Here is a 21,590-nt window from a genome sequence, read left to right on the forward strand (position 1 = left end):
ATCCTCCAGGTCGTCACTGCGCGTAGCGCAGGCCGTCGGTGGGCGACTGCGGGATCGGCGGCACGTTCGGCTTCGGTTCGAACGACAGCGTGCCGTGGTTGATCGGGAAGCTCGTCGGCATCGACCCGGTCGCGCGGGCGTAGGCGCAGGCCACCGCCGCCTGGGCCGAGGCGACCCCCAGCTCACCGGCGCCACCGGGATTGCCGGTCGTCGGCGGCATGATGATGATCTCCAGCTCGGGCGGCGAGTTCCACTGCCGGGTGTAGAAGTAGTTGTCCCAGCTGGCTTCCAGGAAGTACCCGTCGGTCAGGTGCAGGCTGGAGGTCAGCGCGTTGGCGATGCCGTCGTTGATGCCGCCCATGATCTGGGCCTGGAGGCCGCGCGGGTTGACCGCCAGCCCGATGTCCACCGCGCAGACCGCCTTGGTGACCCGCGGCCCGGCCACGCCGTCGCGGATCGGCCGGTTCACGGTCTCCGGCGTGCAGTCGATCTCCACCAGCGTCGCGATCGCCGCCCGGTACTCGGTGTGCACCGCGATGCCCTGGGCGGTGTTCGCAGGCATCGACCGGCCCCACTCGCCGGACTCGGCCACCTGGTCCAGCACGGCCTTGAGCCGCTCCTCCTGCAGGAACCGCTGCCGGAACCGGTGGGGGTCCTCGCCCATCTTCGCGGCCAGCTGGTCGACGATCAGCTCGCGCGCGGTGGTGACGTCGGGGGAGTAGATGTTGCGCATGCTGCCGGTGTTGAAACCGCGGTCGGTCTCGTTGAGCAGCTGCGTGGTCGCCCCGAACCCGTAGGGCATGGTCTGGGTGTAGGTGAAGATGGTCTGCGAGAACGACGCGTCGGCGACCGGCAGCTTCGCCGCGCTGGCGGTGATGATCTCGCCGAACCCGTGGCTGAAGTCGGTGAACACGCTGGTGTGCCGCTGCTCGTAGCTGAGCACACCGTCCCCGGCGACGCCCACCCGCACCCGCGAGGTCGCCATCGGGTGGGTGCGCCCCTGCCGGGAGTCGTCGGCGCGGTGCCACATCAGCTTGACCGGCTTGCCGATCTTGCGGGAGATCTCGGCGGCTTCCATCGCGCCGTCGTTGAACAGCTTGCGCCCGAACGAACCACCGCCCTCGGTGACGTGCACCTTCACCGCGTCGATCGGGATGCCGTACTGGGCGGAGATGGTCTCCTTGGTGACGATCGGGTTCTTCTGCGCCGACCAGATCTCCGCCCGGTTGCTGCGCACGTCGGCGATCGCGCAGTTGGTCTCCAGCGCGCTGTTGCTGCGGAAGTAGAAGGTGAAATCACCCTCCACGCTGGACTCGCCCTTCGGCGCGGCCAGCGGGACCTCGGCCGCCTGCAGCTCCTCGAGCACCGCCTCGTCGGACTTGCCCTCGACCGTTCCGGGGCCCCAGTCGACCTTCAGCGCCCGCACCGCGTCGATGCACTGCCCGAAGGTCGCGGCGCGCACGGCAACACCAGTGGAGATCGCCACGACGTCGGTGACGCCCGGCATCGTCGAGACCTCGTCGAGGTTGTGCACCGTGCCGACCTTGCCGTTGAGCGTCGGCGGTCGGCACACCATCGTGGGCAGCGCGCCGGGGATCTTGAGATCCATCGCGAACTTCTTCTCGCCGGTCACCGCCGCGAGCGCGTCCACCCGGTTGTGCGGCTTGCCGATGACCGAGAAGTCCTCGTTCGCCTTGAGCTGCACCGGAACCTCTTCGGTGCGCACGCTGGCCGCCTTCGTCGCGAGCGCGCCGATGCCGATGGTGTTGCCCAGCAGGTCGGTGACGACGCCCTGCTTGAGGCGCAGCGTCGACACGGCCTGCTCCAGCTCGATCGCCGCGGCCTGCAGCAGCCGCCCTCGGGCCACCGCGGCGGCGACCCGGATCGGGGTGTAGGTCGACAGCGTGGTGCCGGAACCGCCGGTGATTTGGTTGAACAGCAGCTCCGGCCGGGCGTCGGCGAGGGAGACGTGGACGCGCTCGACCGGCACGTCCATCTCCTCGGCGATGAGCATCGCGGTCGAAGTCGTGATGCCCTGGCCGACCTCGGCGCGCGGGAGCTCGAAGGACACCGTCCCGTCGGTGTTGACCGTGACGGTGATGAGGTTCGCGGTGGGCACGGCCGAGTACTCCAGCATGTCGCTGAGGTCGGCGATCTCGGCGATCGCGGGCGACGGAACCGGTGGCAGCCCTTGGGCTTCCGCAGCGGGCGCGCGCAGGTTCAGGTCGGCGGCGGCCACCAGCGTCGGCGCGGCCAGCACGTAACCGAGGAAACCGCGACGCCCCACGGTCCGGGGTTCCGCGGCGTGGGGATCGGCGGGCCGCGAAGAGGGCGGTGAGGATCGGTCTGCGGTCGTCATCTCGGTCCCCTTCCGCCGGACGCATCCGCGGTTCCGGCAGCCGGAATCATGGGCGTGACCTGGGAAAATGAGCTCCTCAGGCCGTTCGAACAGCGGAACTGTAACGTTGAACGTTCAACAGGTCAACGGATCGGCCCGGGATCAAGATCACGATCGCGTCAAGCGTGCGAAGTGCCCAATTCACCTTCCGCTTCAGGGTCCATCGGGTGAGTCGAAACGTCGCCGGACGTCCTCGGCCACCTGCTGGTGCCCGGCCGCCTCGATGAGCTTGGCGAAGCGGTGCGCGGTCAACCGCCGAACCGCGTTGCGCTCACCGTGCAACCCGAGTTGATCGAGCAGCATACCCACGTGGTCCGACGGCGTCGGCAGACCACCGGCCAACTTCTGGAACACGCCCCACCCGACCGCCACCAGCAGCGGAACCACCACCCACACCGGCCATTCCAGCAGCCACCCGAACACCACCGGGATCAGCGCAGCGATCCCCAGTCCGATGTAGAGGATCCGATTCTCCCTGCTCATCGCACGAACTCCTCCGGTCGCGGGTACGAGTAGTCCTGGCTCTGCAGGCCCTGCGCCTGGTCGATCAACTGCGACAACCGGATCGCGACCTCGGGATGCCCTTCCGGCGTCTCCGCCCAATCCCTGGCCGCCGCGTAGAGCGCGCCCAGCAGGTCCACCGAGGCGCTCGCCGCCTCGACGAGAACGCCCAGCAGCTGGTCCGGGTGGGGAGCGCGGGCGGCGGTGGCCAGCCACTGGAACAGCCGCTGCTCGACCAGGTCGTTCCTGGCGAGCATCAGCTGGCGCCAGCAGGTGACCAGCTGAGCGCGGACCTGCCGGTCGGTGACCAGCGGCCGGGCGCGCTGGGCGGTGTCGGACAGCAGCAGCGGATCGGCCAGCTCGACGAACAGCAGGAGATCCACCTGCCACTGCGGGGTTTTCAGCAGATCCGCGGCCAGTCTTTCCAGCAGCAGCCGGTATTGGAGCGCGCTGCGCTGGACGAGGTCGAGCAGCGCCTGCCGCGCGAGCCTCCCGGGTTCCCGGCGCGCCCGGTGGTGCAGCCGCACCAGCGCCTGGCCCGGGTAGTTCGGCGCGATGACCTCGGTGCACACCTCGACCAGGATCTGGCCGACCGGCTCGGGCAGCTCCTGGGCGCGCGACCACTCGTAGACCATGCGCCGGAAGTGCGTTCCGTGGCGAGCGTCCTTCAAGCCGGTGATCAGCGCCCGCACCCCGAAGTCCTGCAGCGGGCTCGCTCCGCCGTCGCGCGGGAAGACCCACTTCTCGACCAGGAGACCGACCTGCTCGGGCGAACCGGTCCGCAGCGCCTGCGCGGTGAACCTGTCGACCAGGTTCAGCCGATCCCGGCCCGTCAGCTGCGGCAGCGCGATCAGCTGCTCCACCCAGCGGCGGAACTCCACGCGCAGGTCGGGGAAGTTGTCCCAGAAGTGCTCCAGGACCGCTTCGTCGTAGGAGAGCTTGCGGAACTCGATGCTGTCGCGCGGTGAGACGTCGACCTGGAGCCGCTGCAGCTGCCAGCGGTAGCCGTCCTGCTCCAGGCGCGGTTTCTCGGCCTCGTCCAGTCCCATCATCCGCACCAGCCGGTGGGAGGCGAAGAACACCGCGTCGCTGGAGGCACCGCGGCACATCGCCGAGGCCAGCAGCACCGCGCGCTGCCGACCGGAGGAGTTCTCCCGGAGCTTGTCCGCGATCTCCTTTCGGCGCTGGGCCTTCGCGGTCGCCGCCTCCTCGAGCCACCGGGTGAGGTCGTGCTCCGGGAGGGCGGCACGGGCCTCGACGACCCGCTCGGCCACGCCCGCGATCTCCGCCATCGGCGCGTCGAGGCACGCCTCGACAGCGGCGTCGCTGAGCTGGTCGTCGCTCGGGTTGAGGTCGGCGGGACGCAGGTGCCTGCGGAGCACGAGACGCCCCGGAGGCCGTCCGATGCGCTCCACGAACTGCTTGAGCTCCGAGTCGAGGTGGTGCGCCAACTCGTCGGGGACCACCACCGCGAGGTAGCCGCGGTGCTCGGCCAGGGTGGTGCGGAACGCGGGGAGCTCGCGCATGCGCGCGGTGAACACGCCCTGCTCGCTGCCCGAGAGGTCGAGCACGAACCGGTGGTCCGGGTAGACCTTGACCTGCGACAGCCGTTCCTGGAGGTCGACCGCCTCCTCGGCCAGGACGCTGAACGGGCTCTGGGCGCCGGCCGATTCGTCGACCAGCATCTTCGCCGCCGTCGCGCGCCCGCTGCCGGGCGGGCCGGTCAGCAGGACCGCGCCCGTGGAGTTCAGCTTCTCCCGCGCGTGGCCCAGGTTCGGCGGTTCCACGAAGCGCGCTCGCAGCCAGTGCAGGTCGTCGCGGTGGGTGAGTCGCGGACCGCGCGCCTGCGCGAGCACGCTCTCGTGCGTGCTGAAGTAGACGTTCAGATCGCCGGTGCCGGTGTGCAGCGGGCCGTGCACGTCACCGTCGATCTCGGACTGCGTGGTCCACGTGGGAGGCGCCGGTGGGACTTCCTCGCCCGGTTCCTCGGTCACTTCTCCTCCTCGCGGGTGCGATCGACGTGGAGGGGACCGGAGCCGGTGTGCAGCGGCCCGGTGACGGTGCCGTGGAAGTGCGTGGTCGACGACGTGTCGCCGATGGTCACGTCGCCGACCCGCTCGCTCTGGATCAGCGTGTTCACCGAGCCGTGGTTGATGTTGCGCACTCGACCCTCCGGCTTCTCCAGCCCGGACACGATCTCTCCCAGCTTTCGGGTGATCTGGTCGAGGTCGTCGCCCGAGTTGCGGTGGTCCAAGCGCAGGGCCTGGTTGTCGGCGAGGAAGTCCAGTTCCGGCGGGAGTTCCGACGACCGCAGTGGCTCCATGTTGTGCCCGCAGAGGACCGGGATGATCCGCGCACCGGCCTCGCGGGCGTTGAGGATCTCCCGCCGGATCCAGTCGGCGGGGTCCTCCAGCGCGATGCGGCCGTTGCGGACGGCCCCCGCCCAGCCCTCGCCGATCACGGCCAGCAGCACGCGCGCGCTGCTGGAGGCGGCCTGCAGCCGCTCCTGGAAGTTCACCCCTGGGTCGATCGATGTGGCGTCGCGGAACACGCGCTCGCTGCCGAAGTGCCGGGACAGGTGGTCTTCGAGGTGGGCGGCGGCCTGCTCGCCGAACCCGGTGCGGTAGTTGACGAAGATCTCGGGCATGACAGCAATCCGTTCAGTAGCGGCGGGATTCACGCGGACCGGTGGTGCAGGGAGGCGACCAGCGCGGGTTGGAGGGCTTGGACCGCCGGGACGCGGTGGTGGCGGGTCAGCAGCTGGCTGAGCTTGCGCAGGTCGGTGAGCACGGTCGCCGAGGTGACGGCGTCGACGCCCGGGAGTGCCTCGGTCGTCAGCGCGCAGGCGTGCTCGATCTCGCCCGCCGCGGCGTGGGCCAGGGCGCGGCGGAGGCCGTAGCGGGCTCTGGAGCGCAGCGCCTGCTCGGGCAGCGCGCTGACCTCGCGGTCCAGGACCTCGGTGGCCGCCCGCGGTCGCCCCAGGTCGTGCAGGCACCAGCCGGCGATCATCGTGGCCGGATCGCTGAGGTGGGAGGCGCCCAGCGTCGGTCCGGGCTCCGGCCGCGCGGCGCTGAGGTGTTCGCGGGCCACGTCCAGGGTGCGCATGCACCTGGCGTGGTCGCCGGCCAGCGCGTGGCCCTGGGCCTCGTGCAGGGCGGCCCAGCCGCGGATCCGGTCGGTCAGCGCCTGCCGCCTCGCCAGCTGGGCGACCTCGACGGTCTGCCTGGCGTCGTGGCGGTAGAGCGCGACCAGCGCCCGGCGCACCAGCGCGTGCGCGCCGAGCCTGCGGTCGCCGCCGGCCTCGGCCAGCTCCACGGACCGGTCGGTCCACCACATCGCCGCGCGATCGTCGCCGGCCTCCTGCGTCATCCAGCCCGCGAACTCCGCGTAGCGGGCCGTCAAGGCGAGGATCTCGGCGGTCTGGGCGGGTTTGGCGTTGCGGGCCATCTCGCGCAGCGAGTGCGTCTGCGCCACCAGGCTCGGCAGCACCAGCGACGGGCTCGCGGTCTGCCCGAGCTTGCGCAACTGGTCGAACATCACCCGGAACGGTTCCGCAGAACCGGTTTCCGCGACCGCGTGCGTGCCTCCCATGCCGAAGGCCACCACCGAGGCGGCCCCGGCCGACAGCATGCTCCGGCGGTCCACCGGTTGGAACGAACTGCTTCCGCTCGAATCGAGTCGCAACACCCACACCTCATCACCGCTGGTCGTGATTTCGGATGGCGGAGGTGCTCCCGGCGTCTGCTCGGGAACGAGTGCGGAAAGCCTTCCCTCGGCGTTGAGTTCGGCGTCGCAGCGACGCGCGAATTCGGGAGTCGGTGGTTTGCCGCCGGTTTCGATTTTGCTGAGATAACCCTTGCTGTAGTGCAGAAGCCCGGCAAGCCGAGAGAGCGACAATCCGGCCTCGATCCGCAGTCGTCGAAGCTCCGCCCCGAACAGTGTGGGCCGCTGGGTCAACTCGTCCTCCGGGTTGCCCGTTTCCCGATTCTCCCGGCACCGGGAAACGGGTGGTCGGAAACGCCGACCACCGCACATGGTGGGTGGTGCGGATCCAGTCGCACGACTGGAACTCCGCCTGACCATAGGAGAAGTGATGTTGACCGACGACCTCTCCCGCGAATTGACACCCGAACAGCGCAGCGCGTCACCCGGGCGTTTGCTCGGTGGCGTGGCGATGACGCTGGGATTCACCGCTGTCCAGTTATGGGCGCTCTTCGAGCTCGCCTCGTTGAACTCCTCCGGAACGGTCCTGGTGGCTCTCGTCGTCATCATGTCCGCCGCAATCCTCGTCACCGTCGAGGCCTGGAGGGAGACCTTCAGGCTCGCGTCAGCTGCGCTGCGTTCACCGACGGATTGTGACCGCGAGCCGAACTGAGCGGCGGACGATTGGTCCGGTTTCCCGTTTCCCGTCGTTGCGTGGACGGGAAACGGGTGAGAAGGGGGCGGAGCGAGGCTGGGGGTCTCGCTCCGCCCCTCAGCGCACGGGGCGTTCGGTGACGAGCTGCAGGAGGATGTCGGCGACCTCGGCGTCGGTGATGAGGCTGGTGACGATGCCCGAGCGCAGCACCGCGTCTATGGCGCGGGCCTTCGGGGTGGTGTAGCCGACGGCGATCACCTCGGGCACCGCGCGCAGCTGCTCGTGCGGGATGGCCAGGACGTGGTGGGCCAGGCCGGTGGACAGGGCGTTGCCGTCGGCGTCGAAGAGCCGGGCGGCGATCTCGGCGGTGGCCCCGCGCTCGCGGATCGACTCGCGCTCGTCCGGGCTGAGCGCGTCGTAGACGGTGGACTCGTTCTCCTGCCAGGCGCCGATGCTCACCACCGCCTTGGTCAGGTGCTGGTACTGCTCGAAGGTCTCGGCGATGCCCGGCTGGTTGCGCAGGATCTCGGTGGTGCGGCGGTCGGGGAGCACCAGCGGTCCGTAGATGGGGTAGGACTCGCCGCCGCTGACCGCCGCCACCCGGCCCACCGTTTCCACCGAGCGGTCCCGCATGTCCATGCCCGCTTGGACGCCGCACAGCTGGACGATGGGGCACTTCGGCAGGCTGCGGATCGCCTCCGCCATCGCGTTGACCGACCGCGCCCACGACAGGCCGATGACGTCGCCCGGAACGGTGATCTCGGAGAGGAGTTGCGCGGCCAGCACGCCCACTCGGCGGCGCAGTTCCGGCCGTTCGGCCTTGGACTGCGCTCGATTGAGCACCAGCGCGCGGCGCAGCCCGTAGGCCGTCCGGAGCCGTTCGGACTGCTCCACGTCGACCGGGAACGGCAGCTCGAACGAGATCTTCACCAAGCCGTTCTCCTGCGCGGATGTCAGAATCCTGGCGACCTTGAAGCGGCTGATGCCGAACTCCTCGGCGATCTCCAGCTTCGAGTGGCCTGCCACGAAGAACCGGTGCGCGATGGACGCCGCCGTCATGGTGTCGATCAGCCCGCTTCGCGGCCGAGAAGTGCTCATATGAGCACTATATCGCGAAATCTGAATGAAAGGTTGACGTCATCACCAGTGAACCTCTTCAATTCGTGGCAAGTTCAGGGCAGAGTACAGCGCAGTTCGCTCAGATGAGCGCTCTGGAGGCGGAGGTGTGATGCGCGCCGCGATCATTGACGAGCCCGGTTCCATCCGGGTTGGCGACGTACCGGATCCGGTACCGAAGGAGCGGCAACTGGTGGTGAAGGTCGGCGCCACCGGCATCTGCGGCACCGACGTGCACATCGCCGACGGGCACTTCCCGCCCACGCCTTACCCGATCGTGCCGGGCCACGAGTTCGCAGGCGAGGTCGTCGAGGTGGGCCCCGACGTCCCGGGAGAGTGGGAGGTCGGCGACCGGGTCGCGGTCGACCCGTCGCTGTTCTGCGGCTACTGCACGCCCTGCCGCAACGGGCACGGCAACCTGTGCGCGAACTGGGGCGCCACCGGCGACACCGTCGACGGCGCGTTCGCCGAGTACGTCGCGGTGCCCTCGGCCAACTGCTACCGGATGCCCGACGAGCTGAGCTGGCAGCAGGGCGCGCTGGTCGAGCCGGTCTCCTGCGCCGTGCACGGCGTCCGCCAGATCGGCGTCGAAGCCGGGGAGAAGTTCCTGGTCATCGGCGCGGGCACGATGGGCCTGCTGATGCAGCAGCTGCTGCAGCGCGCGGGCGCGCAGGTCACCGTCGCCGACCGCAACGCGGCGCGGCTGCCGCGCGCGCAGCGGCTGGGCGCCGTCGCCGTCGTCGAGGACGCCGGCGAGCTGGAGGCGAACTTCGACGCCGCCGTGGACTGCACGGGTGCTGCTCCGGCCATCGAGACCGCCTTCGACAAGCTGCGTCGCGGCGGGCGACTGCTGGTCTTCGGCGTCGCCCCCGCAGAGGCGCGAATCTCGTTGTCGCCCTTCCGGATCTACAACGACGAGATCAAGGTCGTCGGCTCGATGGCGGTTCTGCACAGCTTCGGTCCCGCACTCGACCTGATGGCGATGGGCGCGATCGACAGCGACGAGCTGCTCACCGACGCGCTGCCGCTCGAGGAGTTCGGCAAGGCGCTGGAACTCATGCGCAGCGGCGCCGGTCTGAAGGTCCAGGTCCTGCCCGGAGGTGGGGATGCCTAAGTCCTTACGGCGCGGCCGGGTGCGGCTGGCGCTGCTGGCGATGGTCAGCCTGCTGCTGACCAGCTGCGCCGGGGCCGGTGCCATCGGCTCCGGCGGCCGGACCCTGGTGATCGCGATCGTGTCCAACCCGCAGATGGAGGACGCGGTCGCGCTCAAGGGCGAGTTCGAGAAGGAGAACCCCGGCATCAAGCTGAAGTTCGTGCAGCTGCCGGAGAACCAGGCGCGCGCGAAGATCACCGCCTCCACCGCCACCCAGGGCGGCGAGTTCGACGTGGTGATGATCAGCAACTACGAGACCCCGCAGTGGGCGGCCAACGGCTGGCTGGAGAACCTGCAGCCCTACATCGACAAGACCCCCGGCTACGACGCGAACGACTTCATCCCCAGCATCCGGGAGTCGCTGTCGTACCAGGGTTCGATGCACGCGGTGCCGTTCTACGGCGAGTCGTCGTTCCTGACCTACCGCAAGGACCTGTTCGAGCAGGCCGGGCTGACCATGCCGGAGCACCCGACCTGGCAGCAGATCGCCGACTTCGCCGCCAAGCTCGACAACCCCGCCGCCGGCGTGTCCGGGATCTGCCTGCGCGGCAAGCCCGGCTGGGGCGAGAGCCTGGCGCCGTTCTCCACGGTCGCCAACACCTTCGGCGCCCGCTACTTCGACGAGAACTGGAACGCCCAGATCACCTCGCCGGAGTTCAAGGCGGCAGCCAACTTCTACGTCGACCTGGTCCGCGAGCACGGCGAGGTCGGCGCCTCCAGCGCCGGGTTCTCCGAGTGCGGCACGCACTACGCGCAGGGCCAGGCCGCGATGTGGTACGACGCGACGGTCATGGCCGGCACCAACGAGGACCCGGCCGAGAGCAAGGTCGTGGGCAAGAACGGCTACGTCTCGGCCCCGGTCGAGCGCACGCCCGAAGCCGGTTGGCTCTACACCTGGTCGCTGGCGATGCCCAAGGTCGCCAAGGACAAGGACGCGGCCTGGCAGTTCATGAGCTGGATGACCTCCAAGCAGTTCGTCAAGCAGGTCGGCGGCACCTTCGGCTGGAACCGGGTCCCGCCGGGCGTGCGCAGGTCGACCTACGAGATCCCGGAGTACCAGCAGGCCGCTTCCGCCTACGCCAAGCCGACGCTGGACGGCATCGACAAGGCGCAGCAGGCCAAGACGATGGTGAACCCGGTGCCGTACCCGGGGATCCAGTTCGTCGGCATCCCGGAGTTCCAGGACCTCGGGACGCGGATCAGCCAGCAGCTGTCGGCGGCCATCGCCGGGCGGATCACCGTCGACGAGGCCCTGGAGCAGTCCCAGGAGTACGCCGAATCCGTCGGCGAGGCCTACCGGGAGACGCGATGAGCCACACGGTGGTCGAAGAAGTCCAGGCGCCGGTCGCGCCGAAGCGGGCGACCTCGTCGTCGAGCGCCTGGCTGCGCCGCGCGCCGCTGCTGCCCGCGCTGCTGTTCACGGTGCTGGTGACCCAGATCCCGTTCCTGATGACGGTGTTCTACTCGTTCCAGTCCTGGAACCTGGTGCGGCCCGGCTCGCGGCACTTCGTGGGCCTGCGCAACTACGTCGACGTGTTCGCCGACAGCCAGTTCCGCGGCGCGCTGCTCAACACCGTGGTGCTGACCGTGGTGTGCGTGTTCATCTCGATGCTGCTGGGCTTGGGCCTGGCGATCCTGCTGGACCGGAAGTTCGTGGGACGCGGCGTGGTCCGCACCCTGCTGATCACGCCGTTCCTGATCCTGCCCGCGGCCGGCGCGCTGCTGTGGAAGACGACGATGTTCGACCCGACCTACGGGCTGCTGAACTTCGTCTTCGGCGGTGACACCGACTGGCTGGCCGAGTTCCCGCTGGCGTCGGTGATGACGCAGGTGATCTGGCAGTGGACGCCGTTCATGATGCTGCTGATCCTGGCGGGCCTGCAGGCGCAGTCCAAGGAGGTGCTGGAGGCCGCCGCGGTCGACGGCGCCGGGCGGTGGCGGACGTTCGCGTCCATCACGCTGCCGCAGCTGGTCCGGTACCTGCAGCTGGCGGGTCTGCTGGGGGCGATCTACATCGTCAACAGCTTCGACGCGATCTTCCTGATGACGCAGGGAGGTCCGGGCACCGCGAGCACCAACCTGCCGTACTACATCTACCAGCGCGCGTTCGAGGGCTTCGACATCGGCCAGTCCTCGGCGATGGGCGTCGTCGTGGTCATCCTGACCTTGATCGTGGCGAACTTCGCGCTGCGCTTGATGTTCCGGACCTTCGGCCTGAGCGAGGTGCGCTGATGCCTACCGCGAACCCGATCGGCCGGTGGGCGCTGACCGCGTTCACCTGGGTCGTGGCGATCCTGTTCGTCTTCCCGCTGCTGTGGATGGTGCTGACCTCCTTCAAGGAGGAGGCCGACGCCTACACCGATCCGCCGCGGCTGCTGTTCACCCCGACGCTGAGCCAGTTCGCCGGCATCCTGGAGCGCGGTTTCCTCCCGTACCTGGGCAATTCGGCGTTCGTCACGGTGGTCTCGACGCTGCTGGTGCTGCTGCTGGCGGTCCCAGCGGCCTACGCGCTGTCCATCGCGGCGGTGCCGGGAACGCAGGGCGTGCTCGGATTCTTCCTGTCCACCAAGATGCTTCCGATCGTGGCGGCGATCATCCCGCTGTACGTCATCTCGCAGAACATCGGCCTGCTGGACAACGTCTGGGCGCTCGTCGTCCTCTACACCGCGATGAACCTGCCGCTGGCGGTGTGGATGATGCGCTCCTTCTTCCTGGAGGTGCCCAAGGAGATGGTCGAGGCCGCGCGGGTCGACGGCGCGCCGCTGCCGGTGCTGCTGTTCCGGGTGATCCTGCCGGTGGTGGCGCCCGGCATCGCGGCGACGGCGCTGATCTGCGTGATCTTCTCCTGGACGGAGTTCTTCTACGCGGTCAACCTCACCGCCGCCCAGGCGGGCACGGTGCCGGTGTTCCTGGTCGGCTTCATCACCAGCGAGGGCCTCTACTGGGCGCAGCTGTCGGCGGCGGCGCTGCTGGCCTCGCTGCCGGTGATGGTCATCGGCTGGGTCGCGCAGAACCACCTGGTGCGGGGTCTGTCGATGGGTGCGGTCAAGTAATCCGGAAGTGGTGGGCCGTCGAAAACTCGCACATTTCGGCGGCCCTTTCCGGTAAATGCTTTTCGATTCGGCGGGGATTTCGCTCACATCGGGCATCAGGTCTGGTGAATCGAGGACGTTGGTCCTAGCGGTCGTGGTCATTCCTTCGGCATGCTGTCTGTAGCCGCCCGGTTACGGGAGGTGCTCACGGAGGTTTCACGCTTGTTGGCCAAGGAGACGAACATGGAACAGGCCAGGATCGGCGCGTCCGCTTCGAACGGAGTCGAGAAGCAAGACGAGGCTGCCCGGGCGTCCGCTCCTCATGAGGTTCCGGCGCCTCGCTCCGCCGACGAGCTCAGCGGGAAACCGCGCCTGATGATCAACCGCGGGAACGCGGTGGGTAGCGGGTTCGTGCTCGAGAACGACCGCACGACGATAGGTCGCGACACCGCTTGCGACATCGTCGTCGACGACATCACCGTCTCCAAGTCGCACGCCGAGATCCGGCGCCGGGGTCACTCCTACGTGCTCGTCGACGGCGGTTCGCTCAACGGCACCTACCTCAACCGGCTGCCGGTGGACAGCGCAGAGCTGCACGAGGGCGACGAGATCTGGGTCGGCAAGGCGCGTTTCACCTATCGAACGGGTCTGTGATTCATCGGACGACCGCCACCGCGCAGTCGGCGTAGTGCACCAGGGCATGACTGGTGGAGCCGAGCGTCGTGACGCGCACGATGTTGCGCCCGCAGGACCCGATCACCAGCAGATCGGCGTCCTCCGAGGCGTGGAGCAGGGCTTCGGTCGGGAGTTCCAGGCTGATCCGCTGGCGGACGTCGACGTCCGGAGCGGCCTGCTCCACGCCCGCGAGGCATTCGGCGAGCAGCCGCCGGTTCGCGTCGACGACGTCGGATTCGTACTGCCAGCCGCGGTTCGGCGGCAGCGCGTCCGGCGCGCGCTTGGCATCGGCCAGCAGCGCGGTGAGCGTCGCGCCGTGCCGGCGGGCGAGGTCGTGGGCGAAGGCGATCGCCTCGGTGCTCGTCGGCGAACCGTCCACACCGACCACGATCCGGCGGAGCGGCCCGTCGGCTTCACGGCCCCGCACGACCACCACCGGCAGGTGCGCGGACCGCACGAGTTCGCCCGCGGTTGATCCCAGCAGCACGCGCCGGGTGCGGCTCAGCGGCGGAGGTCCCAGCACCAGCACGTCCGCCTCGCCGGTCTCCTCGCGCAGCACCGTCGCCGGATGTCCCACCTGCACCCTGGTGCGCACCAGCACCTGCGGGAACATCCGGCGGCACTCGGTGGCCAGCACGGCCAGCTGCTGCTGCGCGCTGCCGTGCGGCATCGCGGGATGCTCGGTGGGCAGGTGGATGCGGGTCAGCTCTTCCAGCGGGACCGGGACTGCGCGCACCAGCAGCAGCGGCTGGTCGCGCGACAACGCCTCCCGGGCGGCCCAGCGCATCGCGAGCCGACCGGCGTCGGAGTCGTCGACCCCGACGGCCACCGCGCGGTGCTGCTGCGTTCCCATCGCTCCCCACCTCACCACGAGAAGCCGTGGCGGGCAGGCTCAGTCCGCTCTGGCCGGGTGCAGGTCGCCGGGGCGCAGCGCGACGGTGGCGGCGAGGCCGACGAGACCGGTGAGCACCAGGTAGCCGCACGCCAGCCACGGCGAACCACCGCCGGCCGCGATGAGCGCGGTGATGACCAGCGTTGTCAGGCCCGAGGCGTAGATGCCGGAGAACTGGTAGACGAACGACATCCCGGTGTACCGGGAGCGCACTGGTGCCAGTTGCGCGTAGAGGGTGCCCTGCGGTGCGTAGAGCAGCGCGTGCACCACGCCCAGCACGAGCACGATGACCAGCCCGGACAGCAGCAGGTCTCGGGTCTGGAAGGCCAGGAACGCCGGGTACACCGACAGCCCGAACAGCCCGGCGCCGAGCGCGTAGGCGCGGCGCGGCGTGATCCGGTCGCTGACGCGCCAGAACACCGGCAGCAGCACGGCCAGCGCACCCGAGGCGACCATCACCGAGATCAGCACGCCGTTGCGCGGCAGGTGCAGCGTCGAGGTCGCGTAGGGCAGGAAGAACACCGCCCAGGTGTTGAACGCCGCGCCCTCCGCCCAGCGCGAGAGCAGGCCCAGCAGCGTGTTCCGCCGGGCGGTGGGGTCGCGGAACAGCTCCACCAGCGGGGCCTTCGCGGCGCCCTCGGTCTCCCGCATCCGCTCGAACGCCGGGGTTTCGGCCACCCGCAACCGGATCATCAGGCCGATGAACACCAGCAGGATGCTCACGCCGAACGCGATCCGCCAGCCGTACCCGAGGAACTGCTCGTCGTCGAGGACGTTGCCGAGCAGCGCGAACAACCCGGTTCCCAGGCCGAGCCCGAGCGCGAGACCCACCTGCGGCCACGCGCCGTACCAGGCGCGCTAGCCGGGAGGCGCGTACTCGACGGCCATCAGCACCGCGCCCGCCCACTCACCGCCGATCGCCAGGCCCTGCACCACGCGCAGCAGCACCAGCAGCGCGGGCGCGAGCAGTCCCACCTGCTCGTAGGTGGGAAGCGCGCCCATCGCCGCCGTGGACAGGCCCATCAGCAGCATCGACCAGGGTGCGCTTGCGGCCGATCCGGTCGCCGACGTGCCCGAACAGCACCCCGCCGAGCGGGCGCGCGACGAACCCGACGAAGAACGTCACGAAGGCCAGCATCGTCGACACCGCCGGGTCGTCGGTGGGGAAGAACAGCTCGTCGAACACCAGGCTGGCCGCGGTGCTGTAGAGGAAGAAGTCGTACCACTCGACGGTCGTGCCCATCGGGCTCGACGTGATCACGGTGCGAACGTCCTTGCGCGACACGGCGCGCACGTCCGGAGCAGGCTGCAGGCCCGCGGTCATCACTGCCTCCGAGGCCGGGGCCCGGCCGGTTGAAAACGGGTGTCGGGGTCAGGCACCCGGACACCACCCGGAGCAGGTCGACGTGGTGGCGCGTGGTCAGCAGTGCGGGGACGAGCACGCGGAAGAGCTTCGCCGCCGCGCTCCGACGCGGTCAAGGGTGAATGGGAGAGTCCTTCCGCAGTGTGGGATCTGGTGTCCGGTCGTTGACTTCGCTCGGACCGCTGTCGAACGATGACGTGCGTGCAACTCCTGACCCGTCGTCGCCACGTGGACCTCCAGCGCGTGGTCGCGCAGGCATGTCCCAGCTGACTTCTCCCGCCGCTCGAAACCGGATCATCGAATCCACATCGGACTTTTGGAGAAGCAGATGTCCTTGACCTTCCACTGGTTCCTGCCCACCTACGGCGACAGCCGCTACCTCGTCGGCGGCGGGCACGGCACGCCCACGCACACCGCCGGTGGCGCCCGCCCGGCCACGCTGGCCTACCTGGGGCAGATCGCGCGCAGCGCCGAGCAGCTCGGCTTCGAGGGCGCGCTGACGCCGACCGGCGCGTGGTGCGAGGACGCGTGGCTGTCCACCGCGATGCTGGCCGAGGTCACCGAGCGGCTGAAGTTCCTGGTCGCCTTCCGGCCGGGCCTGCTCTCGCCGACCCTCGGCGCGCAGATGGCCGCGACCTTCCAGCGGCACTCCGGGCAGCGGCTGCTGCTCAACGTCGTCACCGGCGGCGAGAGCCACGAGCAGCGCGCCTACGGGGACTTCCTGGACAAGGACGCCCGCTACGCGCGCTGCGACGAGTTCCTGGAGGTCGTGCGCGGGCTGTGGCGCGGCGAGCGGGTGGACTTCGCCGGTGAGCACGTCCGCGTCGAGGGCGCCGAGCTCACCCGGGTGCCCGACCCGGTGCCGCAGGTGTACTTCGGCGGCTCCTCACCGGCCGCCGGAGACGTCGCCGCCAAGCACGCCGATGTGTACCTGACCTGGGGAGAACCGCCCGCCAAGGTCGCCGAGAAGATCCAGTGGATCCGCCAGCTCGCCGCCGCGCAGGGCCGCGCGCCGCGCTTCGGCATCCGGCTGCACGTGATCAGCCGCGACACCAGCGAGCAGGCCTGGGCCGAGGCGCAGCGGCTGCTCGACGCCCTGGACCCGTCGGTCATCGAGCAGGTCCAGGCGGGCCTGGGGCGCAGCGAGTCCGAGGGGCAGAAGCGGATGCTGGAGCTGCACCGGGGCTCCACCTCCGAGCTCGAGATCTACCCGAACCTGTGGGCCGGTGTCGGCCTGGTGCGCGGGGGAGCGGGCACGGCGCTGGTGGGCAGCCACGCCGAGGTCGCCGAGCGCATCGAGGAGTACCACGCGCTGGGCATCGACGAGTTCGTCCTGTCCGGGCACCCGCACCTGGAGGAGGCGTACTGGTTCGGCGAGGGAGTGCTGCCGGTCCTGGAGCGCAAGGGCCTGTGGCGGCACCCCGCGCGAGCCGAGGCCGAACCCGCTCCGGCGAGCATCCCCTTCGCGGGGGCGCCGACCCCGGCTTCCTGAGCCGCCTCCCGCGACCGCACCGAGGGCCGGCGCGGTCGCGGGGGTGCGTGCCTCAGCGGCGCAGCGACTTGATGATCAGCTGGCCGATCACGACGTAGACCAGGGCGGCGAGGCCGTAGTTGAGGACGACGCCCAGCAGCGCGTCGTCGGGGGTGAAGACGTCACCCAGGCCCAGGACCAGGGTCTTGGCCAGGACGTAGACGATCGAGACGAACTCGTTGCCCTGGTTGGCGTCGAAGACGACGAACAGCACGTGCAGCAGGAAGATCGTGAGCACCACGCCGAGGACGACGCGGACGATGTGCGCGACGCGCGCGGAGCTCTCGTCGCGGCGGCGACGCTCCTCGTAGTAGTCGTCGTGCGGGGGTTGGCCGTGCGGGGGATAGCCGTGGCCCTGCGGCGGGTAGGGGCCGCCCTGGTGGGGCGGGTACGGGCCGTGGCCTTGCGGCGGCGGGTAATTCATGGTGCCGGATTGTGGCCATTCCGATGCGGCGGAAACAACCCCGCGATGAATGCGCGGCGTTGAGAGGAACCCCACGAACAACGCCGCGGGAATGTGAATGGGCCTCGGCAACGCAGGGGGACCTGGAATTTCGATTAGTTGCCCCGCCCAAACAATTTAGCGGCGGAAACTGAACGTTGTTCCCACGTGATTCCGGCGTGTTCGCATCGTTGCTCAACCCTGTGGGATTGGTCCTATTCGCGAGGCATGATCATCTGCCATGCTCGCCCGCCGCGGCAGGTCGGGGAGTGCGAAAAACCGTGCCTGACAACCAACTTCTTCGGATGGCAGATGAATTACGCTCAGCAACAAATGGTACACGCACGGCCACCTCATCATCGGCCGAAACGCCGCAGCGCGGGCAAGAAGATTCTCGCCGTGCTGCTGATCCTGGTGCTGGCGCTGGTCGGTTTCCTGATCTACGTGGACTTCTCGCTCAAGCGCGAGGCCGGGCTGCCCACGTCGGGTGAGCGCCCCGCCGACGGTCCCGGCACCAACTGGCTGCTGGTCGGCTCCGACAGCCGCGAAGGCCTCGACTCCGAACGCCAGGCCGAACTGGGCACCGGCGACACCGCGGGCCGCCGCACCGACACGATCATGCTCGTGCACATCCCGCAGGGCGGCGGCAAGCCCACGATGGTCAGCCTGCCGCGCGACTCCTACGTCACGATTCCCGGGCGCGGCAAGGACAAGCTCAACTCGGCCTTCGCCTACGGCGGTCCGCAGCTGCTGACCCAGACCGTCGAGGCCTCCACCGGCCTGCGCGTGGACCACTACGCCGAGATCGGCCTCGGCGGCTTCGCCGACATGACCGACGCGATCGGCGGCGTGGACATCTGCGTCAAGGAGCCGATGCAGGACCCGAAGGCCAACCTCGACCTGCAGGCCGGTTGCCAGGAGCTGACCGGTCCGCAGGCGTTGGGCTACGTGCGCACCCGCGCCTCCGCCCGCGGCGACCTGGACCGGGTGGAGCGGCAGCGCGAGTTCCTCGCCGCGCTGACCGAGAAGGCCTCCTCCCCGGAGGTCTTCCTCAACCCGCTGCGGTTGTTCCCGCTGATCCTGGACACCTCGGGCGCCTTCATCGTCGACAACGGCGACCACGTGTGGCACCTCGCCGGCCTGGCGTTCGCGATGAACGGCATCGCCTCCGGCCAGGGCGTGACCACCACGGTCCCGATGTCCGGCTTCGGCGAGAGCAGCGATGGCGCCTCGGTCGTGAAGTGGGACAAGGACAAGGCGGAAACGCTGTTCGGCGCGCTCGCCAACGACAGCGAAGTCCCGGCGGAAGTCATCGTCACCGGAATGTGAGTCAGGCGCTCGGCGCCCAATCGGAAACAATTCTTCCGATTGGGCGCCGTTCGCGTTTCCGGAAGAATTCCCTCAGGCGTCCGCGGCGCAGCGGAAACCGAGATTTCCACTCGAACTGTCCGGGGTGTTCGACGTTCTCGCCGCGACCCGGTAGCGGTTGCAGTACGAGTCGTGGCACAGGTAGGAACCGCCGCGCATCGCCCGGTTGTCGGTGCCCTCGGCGAAGCGGTCCGCGCACCACTCCCACACGTTGCCCGAGACGTTGTGCAGCCCGAAACCGTTGGGCTCGAAGGCGTCCACCGGTGCCGTGCCCACGTGCCCGTCCTCGGCGGTGTTGCGCACCGGGAACTGGCCCTGCCAGATGTTGCAGCGGTGCTCACCGCCCGGCGTGAGCTCGTCGCCCCACGGGTAGCGGGCCTGGTCGAGTCCGCCGCGCGCCGCGTACTCCCACTCGGCCTCGGTCGGCAGCCGCTTGCCCGCCCACTTGCAGTACGCGGCGGCGTCGTGCCACGACACGTGCACCACCGGGTGGTCCCAGCGCCCGTCGAGGTCGCTGCCGGGGCCTTCCGGGTGACGCCACCAGGCGCCGCTCACCCCGCACCACCACGGGGTCTGCTCCGGGCGCGGTGACTCCTTGCGCAGGTGCCCCGGCAGGAACTTGGCGAACACGTAGGTCCAGCCGAACCGCTCGGCTTCGGTGACGTAGCCGGTGTCGTCGACGAACTCGGCGAAGCGCGCGTTGGACACCGCGCAGGGGTCGATGGCGAACGAGGGCACGCGGACCTCGCGGACCGGTCCCTCGGCGTCGTCGGGGAAGCCGTCGGGATCCTCGGTGCCCATCCGGAACACGCCGCCGGGCAGCACGACCATGCCTTCCAGATCACCGCTGCCCCGGGTGATCTGCTGCTCCGTTCCGGCCGCCGGACCGGAACGCGGCGGAGGGCAACAGCTCGCCACTCGCCACACCTCCCGCACTCGTCTTGCGCTGCGCGACGACGTTACCCGCGCGCGAGCCGCCGGGAGCGGCGGCGGGTGTGACGGCGGCAACGCCCGGGAACCGGGGCGGTCCCGGCACCGACATCTCAACCGGACGCCCCACGGACGGAGACGAGATGAGCACCGAGGCCACCCCGGCCACCGAGCAGCGCGGCGGGACCGCGGGAACCTGGGCGGCGCTGCGGCCGCTGGTCATGCGGCTGCACTTCTACGCGGGACTGCTCATCGCCCCGTTCCTGGTCGTGGCCGCCTCCACCGGGCTGCTGTACGTGTTCACCCCGCAGCTGGAGCAGCTGGTCTACGACCGCGAACTGCACGTGCCCGCGAGCCCGCGCGCGGTCTCGGTGGACGACCAGCTCGCGGTCGCCCGGGCCGCGCAGCCCGGCGCCTCGCTGATGTCGATCCGGCCGGCGGCCACGCCGACCGACACCACGCAGGTCATCTTCGCCGCGCCCGACCTGCCGGAGAGCTTCCGCCGCACGGTGTTCGTCGACCCGCACACCGCCGAGGTGCGCGGAATCCTGGAGACCTACGGCAGCAACCAGGCGCTGCCGCTGCGCGCGTGGATCGACAACCTGCACCGCGGACTGCACCTGGGCGAGTTCGGCAGGCTCTACAGCGAACTGGCCGCCAGCTGGCTGTGGGTGGTGGCGCTCGGCGGGCTGCTGCTGTGGTTCCGGCGCCGCCGCAGCTCCCGCAAGAACCTCCTGGTGCCCGAAACCGGCGCCACCGGGCGGAAACGGCTGCTGTCCTGGCACGGCGCGCTGGGCACGTGGACCGCGCTTGGCCTGCTGTTCCTGTCGGCGACCGGCCTGACCTGGTCGGCCCACGCGGGCGCCAACGTCACCGCGCTGCGCGAGGCGCTGGCGTGGGAGACGCCGACGGTCTCGACCTCCTCCGAGCACCAGGGGCACCACGGTCACGGCGGCCACGCCGCGCACACCGGGGCGGACGTCGGCCCGGACCGGGTGCTGCGCGCGGCCGAGGCGCAGGGCGTGACCGGGCCCGTCGAGCTCACCCCGCCCACCTCCGGCGGCGCCTACGTGGTGCAGCAGGTGCAGCGGCACTGGCCGACCCAGCAGGACTCGGTCGCGGTGGACGCCGCGTCCGGCCAGGTGACCGAGACGCTGCGCTTCGCCGACTGGCCGCTGATGGCCAAGCTCGCGCGCTGGGGCGTCGACGCCCACATGGGTCTGCTGTTCGGGTTGGTCAACCAGCTGGTGCTGGCCGCGCTGGTGGTGGCGCTGCTGACCGCGATCGTCCTCGGCTACCGGATGTGGTGGCGCCGCCGCCCGGCCGGGACCTTCGGTGCCCCGGTCGCGCGCGGCGCCTGGCGCCAGGTCCCGCTGCGCGTGCTGCTGCCGCTGGTCGCGGTGGCGCTGGCGGTGGCCTTCTTTCTGCCGCTGCTGGGCATCTCGCTGCTGGTGTTCGTCCTGATCGACGTGGCGGTGGGGCGGTGGCGCGCGCTCCGCTAACGTGACGTTCGTCATCCGCTTCGCGAAACCCGCCTGCGCTCACGGCTCCTCGATCTTCCCCGGGAAAAACAGCTTGACCAGCCTGGATGATTGAAGGTGTCGCGTGCGTTGATGCCGACGTCCGCGCGGTCGCGTCAGATCGCGACGGGAACTTTCGTCCGGACGGGACGTTAAGCTGGATCGGAGCTCTTGGGGGACGAGCATGCTTGTGAAGGGGACAGTTCACGTGACTCCCCGGCACCGGATCATCTGACCGGCCGAACCGGTCGAACCCGAAGTCGTCGCGGACCCCACCCGTTGCGTGGGTCGACCCGGCGTGCGATCCGCTTC

At 69.9% G+C, this 21,590-nt stretch carries 20 protein-coding genes and 1 pseudogene; 9 read left to right on the plus strand and 12 right to left on the minus strand.

Annotated elements, in window-relative coordinates:
• Nucleotides 1-13: 13 nt before the first annotated feature.
• From R4I43_RS14335 to R4I43_RS14360, 6 genes and pseudogenes are all read right to left on the minus strand, one after another.
• Nucleotides 14-2,359: a molybdopterin cofactor-binding domain-containing protein gene (locus R4I43_RS14335; RefSeq protein ID WP_324266103.1), complete on the minus strand. Its 2,346-nt coding sequence runs from the start codon at nucleotides 2,357-2,359 to the stop codon at nucleotides 14-16.
• 192 nt (nucleotides 2,360-2,551) lie between these two features.
• Nucleotides 2,552-2,881 (minus strand): hypothetical protein, encoded by a 330-nt coding sequence (locus R4I43_RS14340; protein WP_324266104.1) that lies wholly within the window; start codon nucleotides 2,879-2,881, stop codon nucleotides 2,552-2,554.
• Nucleotides 2,878-4,893: a hypothetical protein gene (locus R4I43_RS14345; protein WP_324266105.1), complete on the minus strand. Its 2,016-nt coding sequence runs from the start codon at nucleotides 4,891-4,893 to the stop codon at nucleotides 2,878-2,880. The genes R4I43_RS14340 and R4I43_RS14345 overlap by 4 nt, the downstream gene beginning before the upstream one ends.
• Nucleotides 4,890-5,546 carry a toll/interleukin-1 receptor domain-containing protein gene (locus R4I43_RS14350; protein WP_324266106.1) on the minus strand — a complete coding sequence of 219 codons (657 nt, stop codon included), beginning with the start codon at nucleotides 5,544-5,546 and terminating at the stop codon, nucleotides 4,890-4,892. Before R4I43_RS14350 ends, R4I43_RS14345 begins: the two co-directional genes overlap by 4 nt.
• A gap of 29 nt (nucleotides 5,547-5,575) precedes the next feature.
• Nucleotides 5,576-6,544 carry a transcriptional regulator gene (locus R4I43_RS14355; RefSeq protein WP_324266168.1) on the minus strand — a complete coding sequence of 323 codons (969 nt, stop codon included), beginning with the start codon at nucleotides 6,542-6,544 and terminating at the stop codon, nucleotides 5,576-5,578.
• Nucleotides 6,545-6,676: 132 nt separating this feature from the next.
• Nucleotides 6,677-6,982, minus strand: a pseudogene (locus R4I43_RS14360) (helix-turn-helix domain-containing protein); the annotation flags it as partial.
• A 10-nt stretch (nucleotides 6,983-6,992) separates the two neighbouring features.
• On the opposite strand from R4I43_RS14360, the gene R4I43_RS14365 reads away from it, so the two are divergent.
• Nucleotides 6,993-7,274 carry a hypothetical protein gene (locus tag R4I43_RS14365; RefSeq protein ID WP_324266107.1) on the plus strand — a complete coding sequence of 94 codons (282 nt, stop codon included), beginning with the start codon at nucleotides 6,993-6,995 and terminating at the stop codon, nucleotides 7,272-7,274.
• A gap of 99 nt (nucleotides 7,275-7,373) precedes the next feature.
• Here the strand turns inward: R4I43_RS14365 and R4I43_RS14370 are convergent, their stop codons facing one another.
• On the minus strand, nucleotides 7,374-8,354 hold the full coding sequence (locus R4I43_RS14370; protein ID WP_324266108.1) for a sugar-binding transcriptional regulator: 981 nt from the start codon (nucleotides 8,352-8,354) through the stop codon (nucleotides 7,374-7,376).
• A gap of 130 nt (nucleotides 8,355-8,484) precedes the next feature.
• On the opposite strand from R4I43_RS14370, the gene R4I43_RS14375 reads away from it, so the two are divergent.
• The 5 genes from R4I43_RS14375 (at nucleotide 8,485) to R4I43_RS14395 (ending at nucleotide 13,211) form a co-directional block, all read left to right on the plus strand.
• A complete protein-coding gene (locus tag R4I43_RS14375; protein WP_324266109.1) occupies nucleotides 8,485-9,486 on the plus strand; it encodes a zinc-dependent alcohol dehydrogenase family protein in 1,002 nt (333 codons plus the stop codon).
• The gene (locus tag R4I43_RS14380; protein ID WP_324266110.1) at nucleotides 9,479-10,837 is read left to right on the plus strand and encodes an ABC transporter substrate-binding protein; all 1,359 of its coding nucleotides are present in this window, start codon (nucleotides 9,479-9,481) and stop codon (nucleotides 10,835-10,837) included. Before R4I43_RS14375 ends, R4I43_RS14380 begins: the two co-directional genes overlap by 8 nt.
• The gene (locus R4I43_RS14385; RefSeq protein WP_324266111.1) at nucleotides 10,834-11,757 is read left to right on the plus strand and encodes a carbohydrate ABC transporter permease; all 924 of its coding nucleotides are present in this window, start codon (nucleotides 10,834-10,836) and stop codon (nucleotides 11,755-11,757) included. The genes R4I43_RS14380 and R4I43_RS14385 overlap by 4 nt, the downstream gene beginning before the upstream one ends.
• The gene (locus R4I43_RS14390; RefSeq protein ID WP_324266112.1) at nucleotides 11,757-12,578 is read left to right on the plus strand and encodes a carbohydrate ABC transporter permease; all 822 of its coding nucleotides are present in this window, start codon (nucleotides 11,757-11,759) and stop codon (nucleotides 12,576-12,578) included. The genes R4I43_RS14385 and R4I43_RS14390 overlap by 1 nt, the downstream gene beginning before the upstream one ends.
• 222 nt (nucleotides 12,579-12,800) lie before the next feature.
• Nucleotides 12,801-13,211 (plus strand): FHA domain-containing protein, encoded by a 411-nt coding sequence (locus tag R4I43_RS14395; RefSeq protein ID WP_324266113.1) that lies wholly within the window; start codon nucleotides 12,801-12,803, stop codon nucleotides 13,209-13,211.
• A 1-nt stretch (nucleotide 13,212) separates the two neighbouring features.
• Here R4I43_RS14395 and R4I43_RS14400 read toward each other — a convergent pair whose 3' ends face one another.
• The 3 genes from R4I43_RS14400 to R4I43_RS14410 form a co-directional block, all read right to left on the minus strand.
• Entirely contained in the window at nucleotides 13,213-14,085 is an 873-nt protein-coding gene (locus R4I43_RS14400; protein WP_324266114.1) for a universal stress protein, read from the minus strand.
• 39 nt (nucleotides 14,086-14,124) lie between these two features.
• Nucleotides 14,125-14,955 carry an MFS transporter gene (locus R4I43_RS14405; protein WP_324266115.1) on the minus strand — a complete coding sequence of 277 codons (831 nt, stop codon included), beginning with the start codon at nucleotides 14,953-14,955 and terminating at the stop codon, nucleotides 14,125-14,127.
• A gap of 76 nt (nucleotides 14,956-15,031) precedes the next feature.
• Nucleotides 15,032-15,448 carry a hypothetical protein gene (locus R4I43_RS14410; protein ID WP_324266116.1) on the minus strand — a complete coding sequence of 139 codons (417 nt, stop codon included), beginning with the start codon at nucleotides 15,446-15,448 and terminating at the stop codon, nucleotides 15,032-15,034.
• A 367-nt stretch (nucleotides 15,449-15,815) separates the two neighbouring features.
• On the opposite strand from R4I43_RS14410, the gene R4I43_RS14415 reads away from it, so the two are divergent.
• The gene (locus tag R4I43_RS14415; protein ID WP_324266117.1) at nucleotides 15,816-16,979 is read left to right on the plus strand and encodes an LLM class flavin-dependent oxidoreductase; all 1,164 of its coding nucleotides are present in this window, start codon (nucleotides 15,816-15,818) and stop codon (nucleotides 16,977-16,979) included.
• Between the two features lie 52 nt (nucleotides 16,980-17,031).
• Here R4I43_RS14415 and R4I43_RS14420 read toward each other — a convergent pair whose 3' ends face one another.
• On the minus strand, nucleotides 17,032-17,442 hold the full coding sequence (locus tag R4I43_RS14420) for a DUF3824 domain-containing protein (RefSeq protein WP_324266118.1): 411 nt from the start codon (nucleotides 17,440-17,442) through the stop codon (nucleotides 17,032-17,034).
• Between the two features lie 351 nt (nucleotides 17,443-17,793).
• Here R4I43_RS14420 and R4I43_RS14425 point away from each other — a divergent pair, with 351 nt between their 5' ends.
• Nucleotides 17,794-18,789 (plus strand): LCP family protein, encoded by a 996-nt coding sequence (locus R4I43_RS14425; RefSeq protein ID WP_324266119.1) that lies wholly within the window; start codon nucleotides 17,794-17,796, stop codon nucleotides 18,787-18,789.
• Nucleotides 18,790-18,861: 72 nt separating this feature from the next.
• Here R4I43_RS14425 and R4I43_RS14430 read toward each other — a convergent pair whose 3' ends face one another.
• A complete protein-coding gene (locus R4I43_RS14430) occupies nucleotides 18,862-19,746 on the minus strand; it encodes a formylglycine-generating enzyme family protein (RefSeq protein WP_407691247.1) in 885 nt (294 codons plus the stop codon).
• A gap of 155 nt (nucleotides 19,747-19,901) precedes the next feature.
• Here R4I43_RS14430 and R4I43_RS14435 point away from each other — a divergent pair, with 155 nt between their 5' ends.
• Nucleotides 19,902-21,260, plus strand: coding sequence for a PepSY-associated TM helix domain-containing protein (locus R4I43_RS14435; RefSeq protein WP_324266120.1), 1,359 nt, complete (start codon nucleotides 19,902-19,904; stop codon nucleotides 21,258-21,260).
• Nucleotides 21,261-21,590 lie beyond the last annotated feature (330 nt).

This window comes from Saccharopolyspora mangrovi (genome assembly GCF_035320975.1).
GTDB classification, from domain to species: Bacteria; Actinomycetota; Actinomycetes; order Mycobacteriales; family Pseudonocardiaceae; genus Saccharopolyspora; species Saccharopolyspora mangrovi.

Bases quoted from the DNA above. Each gene is read 5' to 3' on its own strand.
- R4I43_RS14335 (WP_324266103.1), bottom strand. From the start codon at position 2,359: ATGACGACCGCAGACCGATCCTCACCGCCCTCTTCGCGGCCCGCCGAT.
- R4I43_RS14340 (WP_324266104.1), bottom strand. From the start codon at position 2,881: ATGAGCAGGGAGAATCGGATCCTCTACATCGGACTGGGGATCGCTGCG.
- R4I43_RS14350 (WP_324266106.1), bottom strand. From the start codon at position 5,546: ATGCCCGAGATCTTCGTCAACTACCGCACCGGGTTCGGCGAGCAGGCC.
- R4I43_RS14365 (WP_324266107.1), top strand. From the start codon at position 6,993: ATGTTGACCGACGACCTCTCCCGCGAATTGACACCCGAACAGCGCAGC.
- R4I43_RS14370 (WP_324266108.1), bottom strand. From the start codon at position 8,354: ATGAGCACTTCTCGGCCGCGAAGCGGGCTGATCGACACCATGACGGCG.
- R4I43_RS14375 (WP_324266109.1), top strand. From the start codon at position 8,485: ATGCGCGCCGCGATCATTGACGAGCCCGGTTCCATCCGGGTTGGCGAC.
- R4I43_RS14380 (WP_324266110.1), top strand. From the start codon at position 9,479: ATGCCTAAGTCCTTACGGCGCGGCCGGGTGCGGCTGGCGCTGCTGGCG.
- R4I43_RS14385 (WP_324266111.1), top strand. From the start codon at position 10,834: ATGAGCCACACGGTGGTCGAAGAAGTCCAGGCGCCGGTCGCGCCGAAG.
- R4I43_RS14390 (WP_324266112.1), top strand. From the start codon at position 11,757: ATGCCTACCGCGAACCCGATCGGCCGGTGGGCGCTGACCGCGTTCACC.
- R4I43_RS14395 (WP_324266113.1), top strand. From the start codon at position 12,801: ATGGAACAGGCCAGGATCGGCGCGTCCGCTTCGAACGGAGTCGAGAAG.
- R4I43_RS14400 (WP_324266114.1), bottom strand. From the start codon at position 14,085: ATGGGAACGCAGCAGCACCGCGCGGTGGCCGTCGGGGTCGACGACTCC.
- R4I43_RS14410 (WP_324266116.1), bottom strand. From the start codon at position 15,448: ATGACCGCGGGCCTGCAGCCTGCTCCGGACGTGCGCGCCGTGTCGCGC.
- R4I43_RS14415 (WP_324266117.1), top strand. From the start codon at position 15,816: ATGTCCTTGACCTTCCACTGGTTCCTGCCCACCTACGGCGACAGCCGC.
- R4I43_RS14420 (WP_324266118.1), bottom strand. From the start codon at position 17,442: ATGAATTACCCGCCGCCGCAAGGCCACGGCCCGTACCCGCCCCACCAG.
- R4I43_RS14425 (WP_324266119.1), top strand. From the start codon at position 17,794: ATGGTACACGCACGGCCACCTCATCATCGGCCGAAACGCCGCAGCGCG.
- R4I43_RS14435 (WP_324266120.1), top strand. From the start codon at position 19,902: ATGAGCACCGAGGCCACCCCGGCCACCGAGCAGCGCGGCGGGACCGCG.